14 protein-coding genes are annotated in these 18791 nt (G+C 70.0%); 7 read left to right on the top strand and 7 right to left on the bottom strand.

What is annotated here, in order from left to right; genetic code table 11:
* Positions 1-24: 24 nt before the first annotated feature.
* Positions 25-1461 (top strand): glycosyltransferase family 39 protein, encoded by a 1437-nt coding sequence (locus tag AB0O76_RS27135; RefSeq protein WP_365496255.1) that lies wholly within the window; start codon positions 25-27, stop codon positions 1459-1461.
* On the opposite strand, the gene AB0O76_RS27130 is transcribed toward AB0O76_RS27135, so the two are convergent.
* The 3 genes from AB0O76_RS27130 to AB0O76_RS27120 form a co-directional block, all read right to left on the bottom strand.
* The gene (locus tag AB0O76_RS27130; RefSeq protein ID WP_365496253.1) at positions 1451-2341 is read right to left on the bottom strand and encodes a class I SAM-dependent methyltransferase; all 891 of its coding nucleotides are present in this window, start codon (positions 2339-2341) and stop codon (positions 1451-1453) included. The genes AB0O76_RS27135 and AB0O76_RS27130 overlap by 11 nt on opposite strands.
* A gap of 115 nt (positions 2342-2456) precedes the next feature.
* The gene (locus tag AB0O76_RS27125) at positions 2457-3209 is read right to left on the bottom strand and encodes a class I SAM-dependent methyltransferase (RefSeq protein WP_365496346.1); all 753 of its coding nucleotides are present in this window, start codon (positions 3207-3209) and stop codon (positions 2457-2459) included.
* A gap of 6 nt (positions 3210-3215) precedes the next feature.
* Positions 3216-3521 (bottom strand): 4a-hydroxytetrahydrobiopterin dehydratase, encoded by a 306-nt coding sequence (locus tag AB0O76_RS27120; protein ID WP_365496251.1) that lies wholly within the window; start codon positions 3519-3521, stop codon positions 3216-3218.
* Positions 3522-3779: 258 nt separating this feature from the next.
* Between AB0O76_RS27120 and AB0O76_RS27115 the strand changes: the two genes are divergently transcribed.
* The 5 genes from AB0O76_RS27115 to narI all read left to right on the top strand — a co-directional run bounded on the left by AB0O76_RS27115 (position 3780) and on the right by narI (position 11304).
* The gene (locus tag AB0O76_RS27115; protein ID WP_365496249.1) at positions 3780-4598 is read left to right on the top strand and encodes a helix-turn-helix transcriptional regulator; all 819 of its coding nucleotides are present in this window, start codon (positions 3780-3782) and stop codon (positions 4596-4598) included.
* A gap of 103 nt (positions 4599-4701) precedes the next feature.
* A complete protein-coding gene (locus AB0O76_RS27110; RefSeq protein WP_365496247.1) occupies positions 4702-8388 on the top strand; it encodes a nitrate reductase subunit alpha in 3687 nt (1228 codons plus the stop codon).
* A complete protein-coding gene (narH, locus tag AB0O76_RS27105; protein ID WP_365496245.1) occupies positions 8385-10007 on the top strand; it encodes a nitrate reductase subunit beta in 1623 nt (540 codons plus the stop codon). The genes AB0O76_RS27110 and narH overlap by 4 nt, the downstream gene beginning before the upstream one ends.
* Positions 10004-10585 (top strand): nitrate reductase molybdenum cofactor assembly chaperone, encoded by a 582-nt coding sequence (narJ, locus tag AB0O76_RS27100; RefSeq protein WP_365496243.1) that lies wholly within the window; start codon positions 10004-10006, stop codon positions 10583-10585. Before narH ends, narJ begins: the two co-directional genes overlap by 4 nt.
* A complete protein-coding gene (gene narI / locus AB0O76_RS27095; protein ID WP_365496241.1) occupies positions 10582-11304 on the top strand; it encodes a respiratory nitrate reductase subunit gamma in 723 nt (240 codons plus the stop codon). Before narJ ends, narI begins: the two co-directional genes overlap by 4 nt.
* Positions 11305-11315: 11 nt before the next feature.
* On the opposite strand, the gene dnaK is transcribed toward narI, so the two are convergent.
* The 4 genes from dnaK to AB0O76_RS27075 form a co-directional block, all read right to left on the bottom strand.
* Entirely contained in the window at positions 11316-13172 is a 1857-nt protein-coding gene (gene dnaK / locus AB0O76_RS27090) for a molecular chaperone DnaK (RefSeq protein WP_365496239.1), read from the bottom strand.
* Positions 13173-13340: 168 nt separating this feature from the next.
* Positions 13341-13766 carry an OsmC family protein gene (locus tag AB0O76_RS27085; RefSeq protein ID WP_365496237.1) on the bottom strand — a complete coding sequence of 142 codons (426 nt, stop codon included), beginning with the start codon at positions 13764-13766 and terminating at the stop codon, positions 13341-13343.
* A gap of 72 nt (positions 13767-13838) precedes the next feature.
* Positions 13839-15647, bottom strand: coding sequence for a hypothetical protein (locus tag AB0O76_RS27080; protein WP_365496235.1), 1809 nt, complete (start codon positions 15645-15647; stop codon positions 13839-13841).
* A 132-nt stretch (positions 15648-15779) separates the two neighbouring features.
* Positions 15780-16841 (bottom strand): MoxR family ATPase, encoded by a 1062-nt coding sequence (locus tag AB0O76_RS27075; RefSeq protein ID WP_365496233.1) that lies wholly within the window; start codon positions 16839-16841, stop codon positions 15780-15782.
* Between the two features lie 293 nt (positions 16842-17134).
* Between AB0O76_RS27075 and AB0O76_RS27070 the strand changes: the two genes are divergently transcribed.
* Positions 17135-18775, top strand: a complete 1641-nt coding sequence (locus AB0O76_RS27070; protein ID WP_365496231.1) for a DUF6345 domain-containing protein — start codon at positions 17135-17137, stop codon at positions 18773-18775.
* Positions 18776-18791 lie beyond the last annotated feature (16 nt).

Raw genomic sequence — 18791 nt, 5'->3', positions numbered from 1 at the left:
CAACTCAGGGATCGCACACGGTGGTTGCCCGCCGTACTGCCAGGTGTGCTGCTGACACTCGCCCTGGGCTTCTGGGGCGTACGCCGCGGAGGTCACATGTGGCGGGACGAAGCGGTCACGTACGACGTCGCGCACCGCGGCCTGTCCGACCTCTGGCACACGCTGGGAAACGCGGACGCCGTGCACGGGCTCTACTACCTACTGATGTACGGCCTCTACGGGATCTGTGAACTCTTCGGCCGTGCCGACCCGTTGCTCGTGATGCGGATCCCGTCCGTGCTCGCGATGAGCGTGGCCACCGCCGGTGTGGCGATGCTCGGGCGGCAACTCGCCGGTCCGCGGGCCGGACTGCTCGCCGGGATCGTGTTCGCAGTGATCCCGTCGATCCAGCGTTTCGCACAGGAGGGCCGTTCGTACGCGATGGTGTGCGCCCTTGTCGTCTGGGCGACGTACGTACTGGTGCGCGCGGCCTCCGCCGACGGACGCCGGGCACGCCGGCTGTGGCGCTGGTACGGCGCGCTGATGCTGGTGACGTGCCTGCTGCACGAGTTCGCGGTGTTCGCGCTGCCCGCGCACGCTCTGACGGTGCCGTGGACCGCGCGTCGGCCGTGGGCCCGGGCCGCGGCGGTCGTGGTCACGGGTCTTGCGCCGCTCGCCGTGCTGAGCCAGCGGCAGAAGGATCAGGTGGGGTGGCTCCACGTCGACCTGAGCCAGTACGCGGGGGCCACCGGTCTGTGCGTGGCCGGGGTGGTCTGCGCGGCGCTCCTCGGCAGGCTCGGCGGGCGGGCGGCGGATGCGGGGCGGCCGATCGGGCTGCGTCGGCCCGCCCTGGCGCTGCTCGTCACCCCCACGCTCGCGCTGCTGCTCATCGCCCCGGTCAAGCCGCTCTACGCGGACCGTTACGTCCTGTACGCCGTCGCCGGGCTCGCGCTGCTCATCGGGGCGCTCCTCGACCAGATGTCACGCGGCGGACGCCGGCGGACCGCCGTCGCTGCGGTCACCGCCGCTGCCGCCGTGATCGCTCTGGCCCCCTACAGCGTGCATCTGCGCACTCCGGAGAGCCGCCTCGACGACACGGCAGCGGTCACGCAGGCCATTCAGGACGCCGGGAGCGAGGGTGACGCCGTGCTGTACATGCCGTCGCGCCGCCGGGTCTGGTCCCTGCCGCACCCGCAGGCCGTCGCGGGGCTCGACGATCTCGCCCTCGACCGGCGTCCCGCCGCTTCGCACACCTTGTACGGCACCGAGGTCGGCGCCGATGTCATCCGGGCCCGGATGCTCAAGCGGACCCGGATCGTCTTCGTCACCGACCCCTCACGCGATCCCGTCGACCGGATCCCGCGGGAGATCGTGAAACGCGACGTCTTGAAGGACAGCTTCGAGCAATGCAACACCCGGAGCGACCGGGGCTGGCGCGTCACCCTGTACGCCCGCCCCGGCCACTGCCCCGCTAGCCCTTGACCCCCACATGCACCGTCTGCACGGACAGCAGGAACACATCGGGCCGGTGATACAGGCTCTGTTCGTCCTTCTCGTCCAGGAGGCGGTCGACCGTGGTGAGGTCGTCGGGGTCGAGGGTGTCCGCGTGCATCTCCCGGCGGCGGGTGAGTTCGCCGATCAGGTGGGTGCGGGCGTTGGCGGGCAGGGGGGCCGGGAGGTCAAGGAGGAAGGAGCGGGTGCCCGCGTGGCGCAGGCCCGCCTCGGTCAGGAGTGCGGGCCAGTCCTCCGTGACCGACTTCGCGCCCGGCAGGCTCGCGCGCATCTGCGTGAACCACTTCTCGTCGGCCAGGTCGAAGCGGGTCTGCAGACCGGGGCGGCCGAAGCCGATGTCGCGGGGCAGGCTGCGGGGGGTGAGGCCGCCTTCGAGGAGGGCCAGTGCGCCGCCCGGCGCCAGGCGGTCCGCGAGGGCGGCGAGCGCCGCCTGCTGGTCGCCCACGTGGTGCAGGGCACGGCCGATCCAGAGGAGGTCGGCGGGCGGCAGTTCACCGATGCCCTCGGGCAGTTCCGCCCGGCGGGTCCTTACACGGTCCGTCAGGCCCTCGCGGGCTGCGCGTGCCCTGGCGCGCTCCAGGAGCGGCTCCGCCGGGTCCACGGTGATCACATCGGCCTTGGGGAAGGCCTCGGCGAGGAGGAAGGAGACGCTGCCCGAGCCGCCGCCGACGTCCGCGATCAGGGACGGCTCCGGCTGCCAGTCGCGCAGCCACGCGGCGATCTCGCGGTTCTGCGGCGCGGCGAGCTCCGCCTGCCGCTCCAGCATCGGGCCCATCGCCGCCCAGTCGATGTCGTCGTGGTGGTGGTGACCGTGGCCGTGCTGGTGAGTGTCGTCGTGGTCGTGGGCCATCTTCGCTGCCGCCGCCTTCGGTGTGCTCAGGGGTGGGTGGGGACGGTCCCCAGCCTGCGCTTCGGGGCGCCGCTCGCCAAACAGCCTTGCCGTTTCAGCAAACCGATCTGCGGATTCATGTGGCGGCGGGCGCCGGCTCCTTGCGGAAGGACAGGAGCGTGAACTCCGGGTCGGCGCGCGGCACTTCCTGGTCCGGCAGCTCCGCGAGGCGGGCCGCGAACTGTGCGGTCAGGGGCGCGTCCGGGGCCAGCAGGGTGAACCAGCCCCGGTAGAGGTCATCGACGGTGCCACGTGGCGAGCGCCCCTGGCCGTGCCCGCGGAACCGTGCCCGCCCTTCCCCGGTCAGGCCGTGCGCCGCCGCGTGCGAGCGCACCGTGTCCGCGCGGTCGGGGGCGGTGCGCACCGGACGTCCGGCGAGCACGGCGTCGATGTCGCTGCCCACGTCGTGCGAGGCGGCCTTGTCGACGGTCGTGACGAAGACACCGCCGGGCCGCAGCACGCGCGCGCACTCGGCGACGACCGCCGCCGTCTCGTCGGCGCCGGGCAGCAGATGCAGCAGCCAGACCGTGCTCACCGCGTCGAATGAGGCGTCGGGGAAGGGCAGTTGACGGCTGTCCCCGAGCACCACGGCTCCCGGGACCCGCGCCGCCGCCATCCGCGCCATGCCGTCGGCCGCGTCCACGCCGGTCACCCGCAGGCCGGGGCGGGAAAGGCGCCGGGTGACCAGGCCCGTGCCGCAGGCCACGTCCAGCAGGGTGCGGGCCCGGGAAGGCACCAGGCCCAGAACGGCTGCGGCAGCTGCCGCGGCGCGCGGCTCGCCGCCGCGCGATGCGTCATAGCGGTCGGCTTCCTTGCCGTAGTCCAGCATCGGCATTCAGGCCGCCCCGTGACCCAGCGCCAACTCCTCGACCCTGCGGGCCAGTTCGAAGTCGAGGTCGGTGATGGCGCCGCCCACGCTGTGGGTGTTCACGGAGAGGGCGACGGAGTTGTAGCCGAGCGTCAGGTCGGAGTGGTGGCCGAGCTCCTCCTGGACCTGCGCGACGTGCACGACCATCGCGGCGGCCGCGAAGTGCGAGCCGAGGCGGTAGGAGCGGGTGATCCGGTCGCCGTCGAGGGACCAGCCGGGAAGCTCGGCGAGCCGTTCCTCGACCTCCTTCTGTGACAGCGGTTCGACAGGCATGGCCACGCTCCTTCCGGGTCGGGCCCCAGGTCGTACCGCGTACGGTGTACGACCGCAGGACCGGCGAATGTACGTACGTTTCTCACCCTGCCACAGCATGCGGCCGCCCGCCCTGGCCCCTAGGGCCTGTCCGATGGGTCCTGCCGGGGTCGCGGGCCCTGCTGAATCGGCACCCGGCGCGAAGAGCCGGCCCGACCCATCGGACAGGCCCTAGCGCCGCCCCCGGAACGTGCCGGACCCATCGATTACCGTCTGAGTATGACAACTGCCGCGCCCACTCAGGCGAATCCCACCTCCGGAGTCGGTCCCCTCCTGCGCGGCTGGCGCGAGCGGCGCAAGGTCAGCCAGCTGGACCTTGCCCTGCGCGCGGACTCGTCGGCGCGGCACATCAGCTTCATCGAGACGGGCAGGTCACGGCCGAGCGAGGAGACCTTGCTGCGTCTCGCCGACCACCTCGACGTACCGATGCGGGACCGCAACTCCCTGCTCCTGGCGGCCGGTTACGCCCCCCGTTTCCGGCAGACCCCCCTCGACGACCCGTCGATGGGCCCGCTGCGCGAGGGGCTCGAACAGCTCCTGACCGGCTACGAGCCCTATCCGGCCCTGGTCGTCGACGCGGCGTACGACGTGATCACGGCCAACCGCAGCCTGGCGATGCTCCTCGAAGGCGTCCCGGAGCACCTCCTGGCGCCGCCTCTGAACGCGATGCGGCTCACCCTCCACCCCGAGGGCCTCGCGCCCCGGATCCGCAATCTGCGGGAGTGGCGTGGGCATCTGCTGCACCAGATGGAGCGGCAGATCGCCCTGCAGCGCTCGGACGCGCTGCGCGCGGTGTACGAGGAGGTGGCCGCGTACCCGGTGGAGGATCCGGGCGTGGACGCCTTCGAGGCCGGCACGGACGTGCCCTACTTCGCGCTGCCCCTGCGGGTCGAGCACGACGGACACGTCCTCTCCTTCATCTCGTCGATCTCCACGTTCAACACCCCCATGGACGTGACGGTCGCCGAGCTGGCCATCGAGACGCTGCTCCCGGCCGACCCGGCGACGGTCAAATATCTCCAGTCCCACCAGCCCTAGCGGCCGGGGCCCGGCGTCGGACAACCCGTACGGCGGCGGCAGACAGGTGCGCCGTACCACCCGCACCTAGGTTCGTTGAAAGGCAGACCTAGGGAGCTCAACGGTGACCGAGACGACCGAGCCCGCCGCGGCGCTGCTGCGCGCGGGCAAGTTCTTCCGCCGCGGCACCGCCGCCCCCGATCTGCACAGCGTTTCGCTGACCGGCGGCAGGGACGCGGACGCCTTCTACCGCGACCGGTGGAGCCACGACAAGGTCGTGAACTCGACGCACGGCGTGAACTGCACCGGCTCCTGCCGCTGGAAGGTGTACGTCAAGGACGGCATCATCACCTGGGAGACCCAGCAGACCGACTATCCGTCCGTCGGCCCCGACCGCCCCGAGTACGAGCCGCGCGGCTGCCCCCGTGGCGCGGCCTTCTCCTGGTACACGTACTCTCCCACCCGCGTCCGCTACCCGTATCTGCGCGGCGTCCTCCTGGAGATGTACCGCGAGGCGAAGTCCCGGCTGAAGGATCCGGTCCTGGCGTGGGCGGACGTCCAGGGCGATCCGGAGCGTCGCCGGACGTACCAACAGGCGCGCGGCAAGGGCGGGTTGGTGCGGGCGACCTGGGACGAGGCCGTCGAGATCATCGCGGCCGCGCACGTCCACACCATCAAGAAGTACGGCCCCGACCGCGTCGCGGGCTTCTCGCCCATCCCGGCGATGTCGATGGTGTCGCACGCCGCGGGGGCCCGTTTCATGAGCCTCATCGGCGCCCCGATGCTCTCCTTCTACGACTGGTACGCGGACCTTCCGGTGGCTTCGCCACAGGTGTTTGGCGATCAAACCGACGTGCCGGAGTCGGGCGACTGGTGGGACGCCGCGTATCTGATGATGTGGGGCTCGAACGTCCCCGTCACGCGCACCCCCGACGCGCACTGGATGGCCGAGGCGCGCTACCGGGGCCAGAAGGTCGTGGTCGTGGCGCCGGACTACGCCGACAACGCCAAGTTCGCCGACGAGTGGCTGCACCCGCACCCCGGCACGGACGGCGCCCTCGCCATCGCGATGGGGCACGTGATCCTCAAGGAGTTCTTCGTCGACCGGCGGACGGACTTCTTCACCGACTACGTCCGCAAGTTCACCGACCTGCCGTTCCTGGTGACGCTGACCGAGCGCGACGGGGCGTTCGTCCCTTCGAAGTTCCTGCGTGCCACGGACCTCGGCGAGAGCGGTGAGGGCGGCGACTGGAAGACGGCCGTCCTGGACGAGAACACCGGGCAGCCCGCCGTCCCCAACGGCTCGCTCGGCTTCCGCTGGACCGACTCCGGCAAGGGCAAGTGGAACCTGGAGCTCGGCTCCATCGAGCCGCAGCTCTCCCTGCACGGCTCGGACGTCGCGGCGGGCGTCGAGGTGCTGCTCCCCCGCTTCGACACCGAGGGCGGCACGCACGGCCAGGGGCGGGGTGAGATCGTCCGCCGAGGGGTGCCCGCGACCCGGCTCGGCGGGCAGGACGGCCCCCTTGTCACAACGGTTTTCGACCTGCTGCTCGCGCAGTACGGCGTGGGGCGCGAGGGTCTTCCGGGTGAGTGGCCTTCGTCGTACGAGGATGCCGACGCGCCCGGCACCCCGGGCTGGCAGGAGGTCCACACCTCGGTGCCTGCCGCGAAGGCGGTGAAGATCGCGCGGGAGTTCGCGAGGACGGCGGAGCAGTCGCGCGGCCGCTGCATGATCCTGATGGGGGCGGGGACCAACCACTGGTTCCACTCCGAGACGATCTACCGGGCGTTCCTCGCGCTGCTCCAGCTGACCGGCTGCCAGGGCCGCAACGGCGGCGGCTGGGCGCACTACGTAGGACAGGAGAAGTGCCGCCCGGCCACCGGCTGGGCGACGCTCGCGAGCGCCAACGACTGGAGCAGGCCGCCGCGGCAGATGATCGGCGCCGCGTACTGGTTCCTGAACACCGACCAATGGCGCTACGACAGGTTCGCGGCGGACGTGCTCGCATCGCCGCTGGGCGAGGGCCGGTTCGCGGGGATGACGGGCGCGGACTGCCTGGCGCTCTCGGCGCGCACCGGCTGGATGCCGTCGTACCCGACGTTCGACCGCAACTCCCTTGATCTGGCGGACAGTTCCGGTGATCCGGTGGCCAACGTGGTCGACGAGCTCAAGGCGGGCTCGCTCAAGTTCGCCTGCGAGGACCCGGACGCACCGGAGAACTGGCCGCGCGTCCTGACCCTGTGGCGCGCCAATCTGCTCGGCTCTTCGGCGAAGGGCGCCGAGTACTTCACGAAGCATCTGCTCGGCACGCACTCCTCGCTGCGTGCGGAGGAGGCCGCGCCCGACGAGCGTCCATCGACGGTCACTTGGCGCGACGAGGCCCCCGAGGGAAAGCTCGACCTGCTCGTCTCGCTCGACTTCCGCCAGACGTCGTCGACGCTGCTCTCGGACGTGGTCCTGCCCGCGGCCACCTGGTACGAGAAGCACGATCTGTCGACGACCGACATGCACCCGTACGTGCACTCCTTCACCCCGGCCGTCGACCCGCCCTGGCAGGCCCGCACCGACTTCGACACGTTCAAGGCGATCTCGGAACGGCTCAGCGAGCTGTCCGCGGACCATCTCGGCGTACGCAAGGACGTCGTCGCCACCGCGCTCCAGCACGACACACCGGGCGAGACGGCCCAGCCCGGCGGTGTGGTCCTGGACTGGCACAAGGGCGAGTGCGAGCCGGTGCCGGGCAGGACGATGCCGAACCTGGCGGTGGTGGAGCGCGACTACACCGCGATCGGCGCCAAGTTCGCCTCGCTCGGCCCGCTGGTGGAGAAGCTGGGACTTCCGGTCAAGGGCATCGCGTTCCAACCCGACCAGGAGGTCCAGGAGTTGAAGGAACTGGGCGGCGTCGTGCGCGGCGGACCCGCCGACGGCCGCCCCGCCCTGGACACGGCGATCAAGGCGGCCAACACGATCCTCGCCCTGTCCGGCACGACCAATGGGCGCCTGGCCACCCAGGGCTTCCACACCCTGGAGGCGCGTACCGGGCAGGAGATGGCGCACCTCGCCGCCGAGCACGAGGGCAAGCGCATCACGTACGCCGACACCCAGGCGGCGCCGGTCCCGGTGATCACGTCGCCGGAGTGGAGCGGCAGCGAGTCCGGCGGCCGCCGGTACACGGCCTTCACGCTCAACACCGAGCACCTGAAGCCCTGGCACACCCTCACCGGCCGCCAGCACTTCTTCATCGACCACGACTGGATGCACGAACTGGGCGAGGCGATGCCCGTCTATCGGCCGCCGCTCGACATGAACCGGCTCTTCGGAGAGCCGCGCCTCGGCCCGGACGGCGAGAAGGAGGTGACGGTCCGCTACCTCACCCCGCACAACAAGTGGTCCATCCACTCCGAGTACCAGGACAACCTCTTCATGCTGTCGCTCTCGCGCGGCGGCCAGTCCATCTGGATGGCCCCGCAGGACGCGGACGCGATCGGCGTCAAGGACAACGACTGGATCGAGGCGGTCAACCGGAACGGTGTGGTGGTGGCGCGCGCGATCGTCTCGCACCGCATGCCGGCCGGCACGGTCTATATGCACCACGCGCAGGAGCGCACGGTGAACGTCCCCAAGACGGAGACCACCGGCAAGCGTGGCGGCATCCACAACTCCCTGACCCGCCTCATCCTCAAGCCGTCCCATCTCATCGGCGGCTACGCCCAGTTGTCGTGGGCGTTCAACTACCTGGGCCCAACGGGCAATCAGCGCGACGAGGTGACGGTCATCCGCCGCCGCAGCCAGGAGGTTCAGTACTCGTGAGGGTCATGGCTCAGATCGCGATGGTGATGAACCTCGACAAGTGCATCGGCTGCCACACCTGCTCGGTCACCTGCAAGCAGGCGTGGACCAACCGGGACGGCATGGAGTACGTCTGGTTCAACAACGTCGAGACCCGTCCTGGCCAGGGCTATCCGCGCCGCTACGAGGACCAGGAGAAGTGGCGCGGCGGCTGGGAGCTGAACAGGCGGGGCGCCCTGAAGCTCAAGAACGGCGGCCGGATCAAGTCCCTTCTGGAGATCTTCTCCAACCCCAAGCTGCCGGAGATCAAGGACTACTACGAGCCCTGGACGTACGAGTACAAGAACCTCACCGACGCCCCGCTGGGCGACGACTACCCGGTCGCCGAGCCGCGCTCCCTGATCAGTGGCAAACCCATGAAGATCGAGTGGTCGTCGAACTGGGACGACAACCTCGGCGGCGCGACGCAGTACGGCGACCTCGACCCGATGGTGGAGAAGACCCGCCAACAGGCCGCCGACAAGGTGCAGTTCGCCTTCGAGCAGACCTTCATGTTCTATCTGCCGCGCATCTGCGAGCACTGCCTGAACCCGGCGTGCGTGGCGTCCTGCCCATCGGGCGCGATGTACAAGCGCGAGGAGGACGGGATCGTCCTCGTCGACCAGGACCACTGCCGGGGCTGGCGCAAGTGCGTGACCGGCTGCCCGTACAAGAAGGTGTACTTCAACCACCGGACCGGCAAGGCCGAGAAGTGCACGCTGTGCTACCCGCGCCTGGAGGTGGGTCTGCCCACCGTCTGCTCGGAGACCTGCGTGGGCAGGCTCCGCTATCTCGGCGTGATTCTGTATGACCCGGACAGGGTGACGGCGGCGGCCTCCGAACCCGACGAACACAAGCTGTACGAGGCACAGTTGGGCGTCTTCCTCGACCCCGAAGACCCGGACGTGCGTCGCGACGCGGAGCGGTCCGGGATCTCGTACGACTGGATCGAGGCGGCGCGCCGCTCCCCCGTGCACGCGCTGATCAGCAAGTACAAGGTGGCGCTTCCGCTGCATCCGGAGTACCGGACGATGCCGATGGTCTGGTACATCCCGCCGCTCTCGCCGGTGGTGGACGCGCTCAGCGAGACCGGCCACGACGGCGAGGACCTGGACAACCTCTTCGGGGCGATCGACACCCTGCGCATCCCGCTCGAATACCTGGCGGAGATCTTCACCGCCGGAGACGTCGGCCCGGTGCGGGCGTCCCTTGAGAAGCTCGCGGCGATGCGGGCGCATATGCGGGCCATCAACCTCGGTGTACGGCCGGAGAGTTCGGTCGCCGATGCGGTGGGCATGAAGGGCCCGGAGATCGAGGAGATGTACCGGCTGCTCGCCATCGCCAAGTACGAGGACCGCTACGTCATCCCGACCGCGGCCGTGGCGGACGCCCAGCGCCTTGAGGAGTCTGCTCTTCCTGGGCTTCCCGACTCCTGCAGCCTCGACTACGAGGAAGGACCCGGCATGGGCGGCGACGGGCCGTTCGGCCAGGACTCGGGCCGTAAGCAGTTGCCGCTGGTCACCATCGAGAACTTCCACGCGCTGCGCAGCCGGCAGACCGCCGACGAGCAGCCCACCGCCGCCCGGGAGGACGAGCTGTGAGGAACGACCACGCCGTGCTGTACCAGGCGGCGGCACATTGCCTCGCCTATCCGGACGCCGATTTCCACGAGCGGCTGCCCCTCCTCACGGCGGCCGCGCCCCCGGCGCTCGGCGGCTTCCTGGCCCACGCGGCCGCCACGGACCCGCGCGAGCTCGCCGCGCACTACGTCCAGGTCTTCGACTTCAAGAACCGGCACAGCCTCTACCTGAGCTGGTGGCGCGACGGCGACACGCGGCGGCGCGGCATGTCCCTGGTGCGCTTCAAGCAGGTCTACCGCGAGCACGGCATGGAGTTCACCGGCGAGGAGCTGCCGGACTTCCTGCCCGCCGTCCTGGAGTTCTCCGCGCACGCGGGCCCGCTCCTCCTGGAGGACCACCGCAGCGGCCTGGAGCTGCTGCGGCTGGCCCTGAGCGACTTCGGCACGCCGTACGCGGAGGTCGTCGACGCGGTGTGCTCGTCGCTGCCCGGGCCCTCGCCCAAGGACCGCGCCGAGGCGCTGGCGCTCGCCCGCTCCGGACCGCCGCGCGAGGACGTCGGCCTGGAACCCTTCGCACTCATCGGGGAGGGACCCTCATGAAGACCCTGCTGTGGGGCGTGCTCCCCTACGTCGCCTTCGTCCTGCTCGTCGCGGGGATCATCTGGCGCTACCGCTACGACAAGTTCGGCTGGACGACGCGTTCTTCACAGGTGTACGAGTCGAAGCTCCTGAACATCGCGTCGCCGATGTTCCACTACGGCATCCTCTTCGTGCTGGTGGGCCACCTGGTCGGCCTCTTCGTCCCCGAGTCGTGGACGGAGAACCTGGGCGTCGAGGAGCACACGTACCACCTGCTCTCGCTGTACGGGGGCACGGCGGCCGGGATCATGCTGGTGCTCGGCATCCTGCTGCTCCTGTACCGGCGGCGCACCAACGCTCCGGTGTTCCGGGCGACCACCTCCAACGACAAGCTGATGTATCTGGTGCTGCTCGGCGCGATCGTGCTCGGCATGGTGGCCAAACTGACGCACTCGTCGGGCGACGGCTACAACTACCGGGAGTCGATTGCTCCTTGGGCACGCAGTCTCTCTACGCTGCAGCCGGACACGGCCCTGATGGCGGGGGTTCCGGTGCTGTACCAGATCCATGCGGTGGTGGGGATGGCACTGATCGCCTTGGTCCCCTTCACCCGGCTGATCCATATGTTCAGTGCGCCGGTGCAGTATCTGTTCCGGCCGTATGTGGTGTACCGGAGCAAGGATCCGCGGCGGGTGGAGGCGCGGCCGGAGCGGCGGGGCTGGGAGAAGACGGGTTCTTGATTCCCCGGTGATCAGCGGCTCCCTTGCTCCGGCCCGCTCTCCTTCCCTTCCTCGTCCACAATCTCCGCGTCCACCACGCCCTCCTCGGCAGAGGAACCTGCACCCCCCTGCTCCTGGGCGCCCCCGCCCGCGTACATCGCCTGGCCCATCTTCTGGCTCACGGTGGCCAGTTTCTCCGCTGCGGTGCGGATCGTGGCGGCGTCGCCTCCGTCGAGTACGGACTTCACCTCGGCTGCCGCCGATTCCACTTCGGTCCGAGCCTCCGCAGGAATCCGCTCCTCGTTCTCCCTGACGAACCTCTCCGTCTGGTACACGAGTTGCTCCGCCTGGTTGCGGGTCTCCGCCGACTCCCGGCGCTTGCGGTCCTCCTCCGCGTGTTCTTCCGCCTCCCTGACCATGCGGTTGATGTCGTCCTTGGGCAGGGCGGAGCCTCCGGTCACCGTCATGCGCTGCTCGCGGCCCGTCGCCTCGTCCTTCGCGGAGACATGCATGATTCCGTTGGCGTCGATGTCGAAGGTGACCTCGATCTTGGGGACACCGCGCGGCGCGGGCGGCAGGCCCGTCAGGTCGAAGACGCCCAGCTTCTTGTTGTACGCGGCGATCTCCCGCTCCCCCTGGAAGACCTGGATGCCGACCGACGGCTGATTGTCCTCGGCGGTGGAGAAGGTCTCCGAACGGCGGGTGGGAATGGTCGTGTTGCGTTCGATGAGCTTCGTCATGATGCCGCCCTTGGTCTCGATGCCGAGGGACAGCGGCGTCACGTCCAGGAGGAGTACGTCCTTGACGTCGCCGCGGATCACCCCCGCCTGGAGCGTCGCGCCGAGCGCCACCACCTCATCCGGGTTGACCCCCTTGTGCGGCTCGCGCCCCGTGAGTTCCTTGACCAGCTCCGTCACCGCCGGCATCCGCGTCGAACCACCGACCAGGATCACATGGTCGACGGCGGACAGCTTCACGCCCGCGTCCTTCACCGCCTGGTGGAAGGGTCCACGGCAGCGTTCGAGCAAGTCGGCTGTCAGTTCCTGGAACTGAGCGCGGGTCAGTTTCTCCGCCAGATGCAGCGGGCCGTCCGCCGACGCCGTCACGTACGGAAGGTTGATGTCCGTCTCACTCGAAGACGAGAGTTCGATCTTCGCCTTCTCGGCGCCCTCGCGCAGCCGTTGCACCGCCATCTTGTCCTTGCCGAGGTCCACGCCGTGCGCGTTCTTGAACTGCCGCACCAAGTATTCGACGATGCGCTGATCCCAGTCGTCGCCGCCCAGTTGGGTGTCGCCGTTGGTGGCCTTCACCTCGATGACGCCGTCGCCCATCTCCAGGAGCGAGACGTCGAACGTGCCGCCGCCCAGGTCGAAGACGAGGACGGTCTGGTCGTCGCCCTTGTCGAGGCCGTACGCGAGGGCGGCCGCCGTCGGTTCGTTGATGATGCGAAGGACCTTCAGGCCCGCGATCTCCCCGGCCTCCTTGGTGGCCTGGCGCTGGGCGTCGTCGAAGTACGCGGGGACGGTGACGACCGCGTCGGTGACGTCCTCGCCGAGATAGGACTCGGCGTCGCGCTTCAGCTTCTGCAGGACGCGGGCGGAGAGCTCCTGCGCGGTGTACCGGGTGCCGTCCACGGCACCGCTCTCGGGAAAGCGCCAACTCCCGTCACCCATATGGCGTTTGACGGAGCGTGCGGTGCGCTCCACATTCGTGACCGCCTGCCGCTTGGCGACCTCTCCGACCAGGACGTCGCCGTTCTTCGCGAAGGCGACGACCGAGGGCGTGGTGCGCGCGCCCTCCGCGTTGGCGACGACCGTGGGATCGCCGCCCTCCAGAACCGCCACCACCGAATTGGTCGTACCGAGGTCGATCCCGACTGCACGTGCCATGTCCAGTCCCCTTCCACCGCTTCCAACCGCGAGCCCGTTCCCGGCGTATTCCGCCCTCCATCACAAAACTTGAGCGTCGCCTTGTCAATGCCGCGTCTGCGGATACGACGGTGCCGCCGCCCCCGAAGGGACGGCGGCACGGTCGGTTCGCGCAGGCGCGGCCCTGCGTCAGGCCAGCTTCGCCGTCAGCGTGATCGGCGTGGCCTTCAGCGCCTGGCTCACCGGGCAGTTGACCTTGGCGTCCTCGGCGGCCGCGAGGAAATCGGCCTCGTCCATGCCGGGCACGGTGCCCTCGACGGTGAGGTGGATGCCGGTGATGCCGGTGCCGGGCTGGAACGTCACGTCGGCCGACGTGACGAGGCGGGTCGGCGGGGTGCCCGCCTTGTCCAGGCCGTTGGAGAACGCCATGGAGAAGCAGCTGGAGTGCGCGGCGGCGATCAGCTCTTCCGGGCTGGTCTTGCCGTTCGCCTGCTCGGCACGGGCCGGCCAGGACACCGCCTGCTCCCCGATCCCGGAGGAGTCGAAGGTGACGGTGCCGGTGCCCTGGAGCAGGTTGCCTTCCCAGACCGTGTGCGCGGAGCGCGTGGTAGCCACGATGGAGATCCCTTCAGTGCGGTTCCGTGCTGCGTAACGGAACTTCGTGTACCCATCCGATCACACCCGGACTCAGCGCACGCGGAAGACCGGCCCACGCGCGGTGGACGGCAGACGGCCACCGGACGGCAGCAGATAGGCGTGCTCCCTGCGGACCCGCAGCACATCGCACTCCCCGTCGGTGATCACCAGGACCGGCGCGGCCGCCGGGAAGTCGTCCGCGCGCTGCAGCAGATCGATGCCGGGCTGCAGCACGGTGCCGCCGCGCCCGCGCACCCGTACCCTTCCCGCGATCTCCGTGACCGGCAGATAGCCCGCGTCGTGCGGGGCCGCGTCGCAGAAGACGACGCGGGCCGCCGGTACGTCGCGTGCGGTGGCGTACGAGGCGATGGCGCCGAGCGCCTTGCCGAGCAGGACACGGCTCATGGAGCCGGAGGTGTCGAGGACGACACCGAAGGTGCAGCGGGCGATCTCCTCGGGCGGGTGGTGGCGGCCCGCGCGCGGGATGTCCGGCGTCGACGCCTGGCGGCGCGATGGCCTGGCATAGCTGCGCAGGGGCTCGGGCCGGGGCACGAACTCGTCGAACCAGCGCGCCAGTTGGGCGTCCCACGGCACGGGCGGATGCGCGAGCGCGCGGATCTCCTCGATGAGACCGCCGGGCAGCAGCCCCCGGTCCTGCTGATGATGCAGGTCGAAGCCCTGCACGAGTCCGCGTCGGTAGAACTCGTCGAGGTCGACATAGTCCCCCACCGGCCCGAGCGGCTCCCCGAGGATGTCGCCGCGCCCCTTGCCGCGCAGGGTCGCCATCCGACGCATGCGGCGCTGATCGGCGACGATCCTGTCGTACACCTCCTCGGCGGAGAGCCCCGCCAACTCCGGGTCGTACAGGAGCCCTTCGGGCATCTCGCCGACACCCATCTCACGCAGCCAGCCATTGATGACGTAATCGGCGGCGACATTGAAGAGAAGCGGGTCGCGGGCGCCACGGCGGTCGCCGTGCCGCAGGGCGGCGTGCAGCATCTCGTGGGCGAGGATGAACCGCCACTCCTCGTCGGCGTACCGCAGAAGCGGGTTGATGTAGATCTCCCCCGCTTCGGCGTTGACCGCGGCGACGGAGATGTCGTGGGCGCGGGCGAGTTCGGCGTCCGCGACGAGCGTCATGCCGGCCGCGATGCCGCCGAGCAGGGGGTAGGAGGAAACGAACCAGTTGAGCGCGCGCTCCCAGGGGCGGGTGGGAACGCGCCGGCCCTTCAGCTCGTCACGCCGCCCGCCCGCCACGTCCATGGCGGCGGACACCGTCCGGGTGAGGGCGTGCGCGAAGGCGGTCTGCCAGTCCTTGACCGGGCCGTACCAGGCGGGCCAGGGCTCGAGGACCTGGTCGGGGGCGGTGCCGCCGGCGCCGCAGTGCTCGTACTGGGCCGGGATGCCGTCGCGCCGCCAGCGCGCGGCGAGCTGCTCCTCGTCGCCGCCGGGGAATTCGGTGGGCAGGTCGTCGGGCGGGCTGCCGACGGGGAACGTCTGCTGGAACCGGTGTACGACCACGCAGCGCGCCGCGAGGTCGTAGCGGTCGGGCTGCTCGCGCTTGCCCTTGGCGGCGGGGACGTGGCCGAAGCCGAGGTGGAGGAGGCAGTGGGAGAGAGCCCAGGCCCATTGGGCCGGTTCCGCGCTTCGGGTGGGGTGGACGTGTACGCAGCCGTCGGAGTCGACGAGGGCGTACCCGTGCGCGGGTGCGACCCGGCAGCCGTTCCGGCAGAAGTCCGCTTCCAGGGAGTCCAGCGCGGGGTTGCTCCGCACCATGGCAAGCCCCTTGAGGTAGGCCTCTGTTGCGGGGTCGGGGCGGGTGTCCTTCTTGCTCTTGCCTTGACGGCGCGTCCGGCTCATTCAGCTGACTCCTGGTCGTTCGTCACTGCTTTCCTTTTCCCCAACCCCGCCCCTTCCCCAAGATGGGATCCGCTGCGGGGTAATCGGGTGGGTGGGCGGGAAAAGATCCGCCGCGAAGCGGCGGCTTCGAAGCTAGCGCCGCGCCTCCACCAAGCGCGGCATGTCCCTCGCCGCCTCCACCAGGAACCACGCCGGCAGCAGCGGATTGCCGTCCGCGTCGTCCGCGATGACCGTCTGCGCGACCTCCACCGAGATCTCCGCCAACTGCACGAGCAGCGACTTGGCCCGGTACGCCGTCTGCCGGACGGACGGCGAGGCGTGCTCCTTGGATGCCGGGAGTTCCTTTGCCAGACGGCCCCGGAACGACTCCGCGAGGTAGTAGAGAAGGTCCCGCTCCTCCGGCCGATGCGGCCACCGCGCGTCGCCCTTCAGGATCGCGTCGAGCCCGAACCGGCTCCGCACGACCTTGACGTATCCGCAGAAGGCGACCGCGTGCCCCGGCGTCAGCGTCCCGTGCGCGACGACCTTCAGGGTCTCCTCGTCCAGCGTCGGCCCGAAGGAGTGCAGCGCGTCGGACAGCATGTGCCAGGACCGGGGCGTGGAGAACGGCTCCTCCGTCTTCGGCGGCTTCGACCACAGGTGGTCGGGCCGGTCGGTCAAGTAGTCCGTGATCCAGGGGTGGATGCCGTGCTCCCCGGCCCACCCCAGCCAGTCCGTCGCGGATGCCGAAAGGTGCACGTGGGCGAGTCGGTTGACCAGTGCGGAGGAGATCGGACGCGCGAGCGCGTTGTCCGTGGCGCGATTGCCCGCGCCGATGACGATCGAGCCCTCGGGGAGTTCGTAGTTGCCTATGCGGCGGTCCAGGATCAAGGAATAGAACGCCTTCTGGACGTCCGGCGTCGCCGCGTTCAACTCGTCGAGGAACAGGCAGTACGGCTCGTCCCGCGCGATCGACTCCGGCGGGCAGAACACCGAACGGCCGTCGCGGATCTGCGGTACGCCGATGAGGTCCTCAGGAGCCAGCTGCGTACCCAGCAGGCTCACGCATTCCAGGCCGAGGGAGTCGGCGAACTTCCTTACCAGGGACGACTTTCCGATGCCGGGCGCGCCCCAGATGAAAACGGGCCGCACTGTCGCGAGCCCGAGCAGCAGCTCGGGAATCCTGGCGGGGGTGACGCTGACAGCAGCCTGCACGCAGGGGCTCCTTGGGGGTGTTCGAGTGGGGCGCGCAGGTGCGCGAGGTCCGGTACGAACAGTGTGTGCGCTGCGCGACTCGGGACGCACACCATTTTTCGCTCCACGGACGCCCATCGCGCCCCACCGCGTACCACCCCGCACGCCCCCTCCAGCGGGGCGGCTGGGGCAGGGCGTAACCCCTGGTACGCGCCCGCTATGGCCGGAATGGCAACTGTGCAAGGTTCCGGCGCGGTGACATTTTGAGGCCCCCTCGCGCACGGGACGAGGAATTCACCTCAGGGGGTTTGGCCATGCGCATGAACTACACGGACCGCGGTCCGTCTCCGCTGGAAGCGGAGAAGGCGGAGAAGCCCGGAGCCGCGGGCGACCGGGACTCGACGTTCGGCTGGTGGGGTGCGTTCAGCATCCAGAAGTTCGTCAACCAGTCACCTCTCTTCCACACGCACGCCGATGCCTCCGGGTGGCTGGCGTACCTCCAGCAGTTCTACGACCGCAACTTCTGGTTCGCGGACGGCGGCGCGCAGGTGTGGGCGTACGAAGAGACGTACGACAACTGGCAGGACCGCTACGGCATGGACGCGGTGGTGGCCGTCTACCACTCGGGCCACGGCGGCATGGACGGGAACGGGGTCTTCTTCGCGCCACTCGGCGCGGTCTGGGACGGCCGCAGCGACGCGATCTCCAACCGGATGGCGCTCGGCAACGAGAAGGCGAACTACGTCTTCTGGTCCACCTGCACCTCGCTGCGGGTCCTCGGCGGGCACTCGCCGATCCGCACCTGGGCGGGCCCCAACATCGGCTTCCGGATGATCTTCGGGTTCGAGACGGTCAGCATCGACAGCCCGGACTACGGCAAGAAGTTCTGGGAGAAGTGGCGGGCCGGGCAGACCTTCACCGACGCCTGGCTGAACGCGAGTTGGGACATCTACCACGGCCAGGCGCCCTCGGTCTGCGCGGTCGGCGCCACCCAGGCCGACGCCAACGCCCGCCTCAACGGCGAGCGCACCCTGTACCGCGAGCACGTGCCGGACAACTGGTATGCGTGGCGCTGGTACTACGCGCGCGACACCCTCAGGGAGCCCCTGACGCAGGCGCCCACCAGCCCGCAGATCGTGCAGCTCGCGCCGCGCGACCCGGGCCAGGAGCTCACCAGGATGGGGCAGCTCGCCAACTTCCCGTCGGCGGCGCTGCAAGAGGTGCAGGTCGAGCGGCAGGGCGTGCTCAGCGCCACCTCCGGCGACCGGACCGTATCGACCGCGCCGCACGCGAACAGGTGGGTCAAGCTCGCCGAGGCCAACCACCGCAATCTGCGGCAGCTGCCCACCGAGCGGGCCGTCGAGGCGGCGCGCGCGTTCGCCGAACAGCACGCCGACGGCGCCGAGTTGGTCGTCGACAGCGTGCACGACCTGATGCAGAACTCCGGGGCGAAGGACGGCTCCGAGCTCGGGCAGCCGGTGTCGCTTGAGACCCATGTGACGTTCCGGCAGGTCTTCGACGGCATACCGGTCATCACTCCGGACCGCGGTCTGATCCGGGTGGCCCTGGACAACGACGCCACCGTCGTCCAGGCGCAGATCTCCACCCGTGAGACCACCGGTACGACGCGCGAGCCGAGCACGGACATCTCTCCGCCGCCCCAGGGCGGCAAGGCGGCCGCGGCGCCGCTGGAGCGCGACCCGCGCAAGGCGCTGGCCGCCGCCCAGCAGAAGCTGCTCGCCGAACTCGCCACCGTCACGGCCGACGAGCCGGGCGGCAAGGGCGCCAAGGCTCAGCCGGAGCCCCAGGTCAGGGACGTGCCGGGCACGTTCGACGTGGGCTATGAGATCGAGGGCAACGAGGCCTACCCGGCCGCCCGCAAGCTGATCGAGATCGGCCCGCCCGACGGCATGTTCACCACCCGCCGCTGGGTGGTCGCGCCTCTCGCCAGGTAAGCCGGACCGACGGGGG

The sequence above is a fragment of the Streptomyces sp. NPDC086554 genome (assembly GCF_040686095.1).
Lineage (GTDB): Bacteria > Actinomycetota > Actinomycetes > Streptomycetales > Streptomycetaceae > Streptomyces.
Note: the sequence above shows the minus strand (reverse complement) of the source record. Positions and strands in the feature narration are given on the sequence as shown.

What these genes read in the sequence shown, in the direction of transcription:
- AB0O76_RS27125 (WP_365496346.1), bottom strand. Translation starts at nt 3,209, where the DNA reads ATGCTGGACTACGGCAAGGAAGCCGACCGCTATGACGCATCGCGCGGC.
- AB0O76_RS27130 (WP_365496253.1), bottom strand. Translation starts at nt 2,341, where the DNA reads ATGGCCCACGACCACGACGACACTCACCAGCACGGCCACGGTCACCAC.
- dnaK (WP_365496239.1), bottom strand. Translation starts at nt 13,172, where the DNA reads ATGGCACGTGCAGTCGGGATCGACCTCGGTACGACCAATTCGGTGGTG.
- narI (WP_365496241.1), top strand. Translation starts at nt 10,582, where the DNA reads ATGAAGACCCTGCTGTGGGGCGTGCTCCCCTACGTCGCCTTCGTCCTG.
- AB0O76_RS27080 (WP_365496235.1), bottom strand. Translation starts at nt 15,647, where the DNA reads ATGAGCCGGACGCGCCGTCAAGGCAAGAGCAAGAAGGACACCCGCCCC.
- AB0O76_RS27070 (WP_365496231.1), top strand. Translation starts at nt 17,135, where the DNA reads ATGCGCATGAACTACACGGACCGCGGTCCGTCTCCGCTGGAAGCGGAG.
- AB0O76_RS27115 (WP_365496249.1), top strand. Translation starts at nt 3,780, where the DNA reads ATGACAACTGCCGCGCCCACTCAGGCGAATCCCACCTCCGGAGTCGGT.
- AB0O76_RS27120 (WP_365496251.1), bottom strand. Translation starts at nt 3,521, where the DNA reads ATGCCTGTCGAACCGCTGTCACAGAAGGAGGTCGAGGAACGGCTCGCC.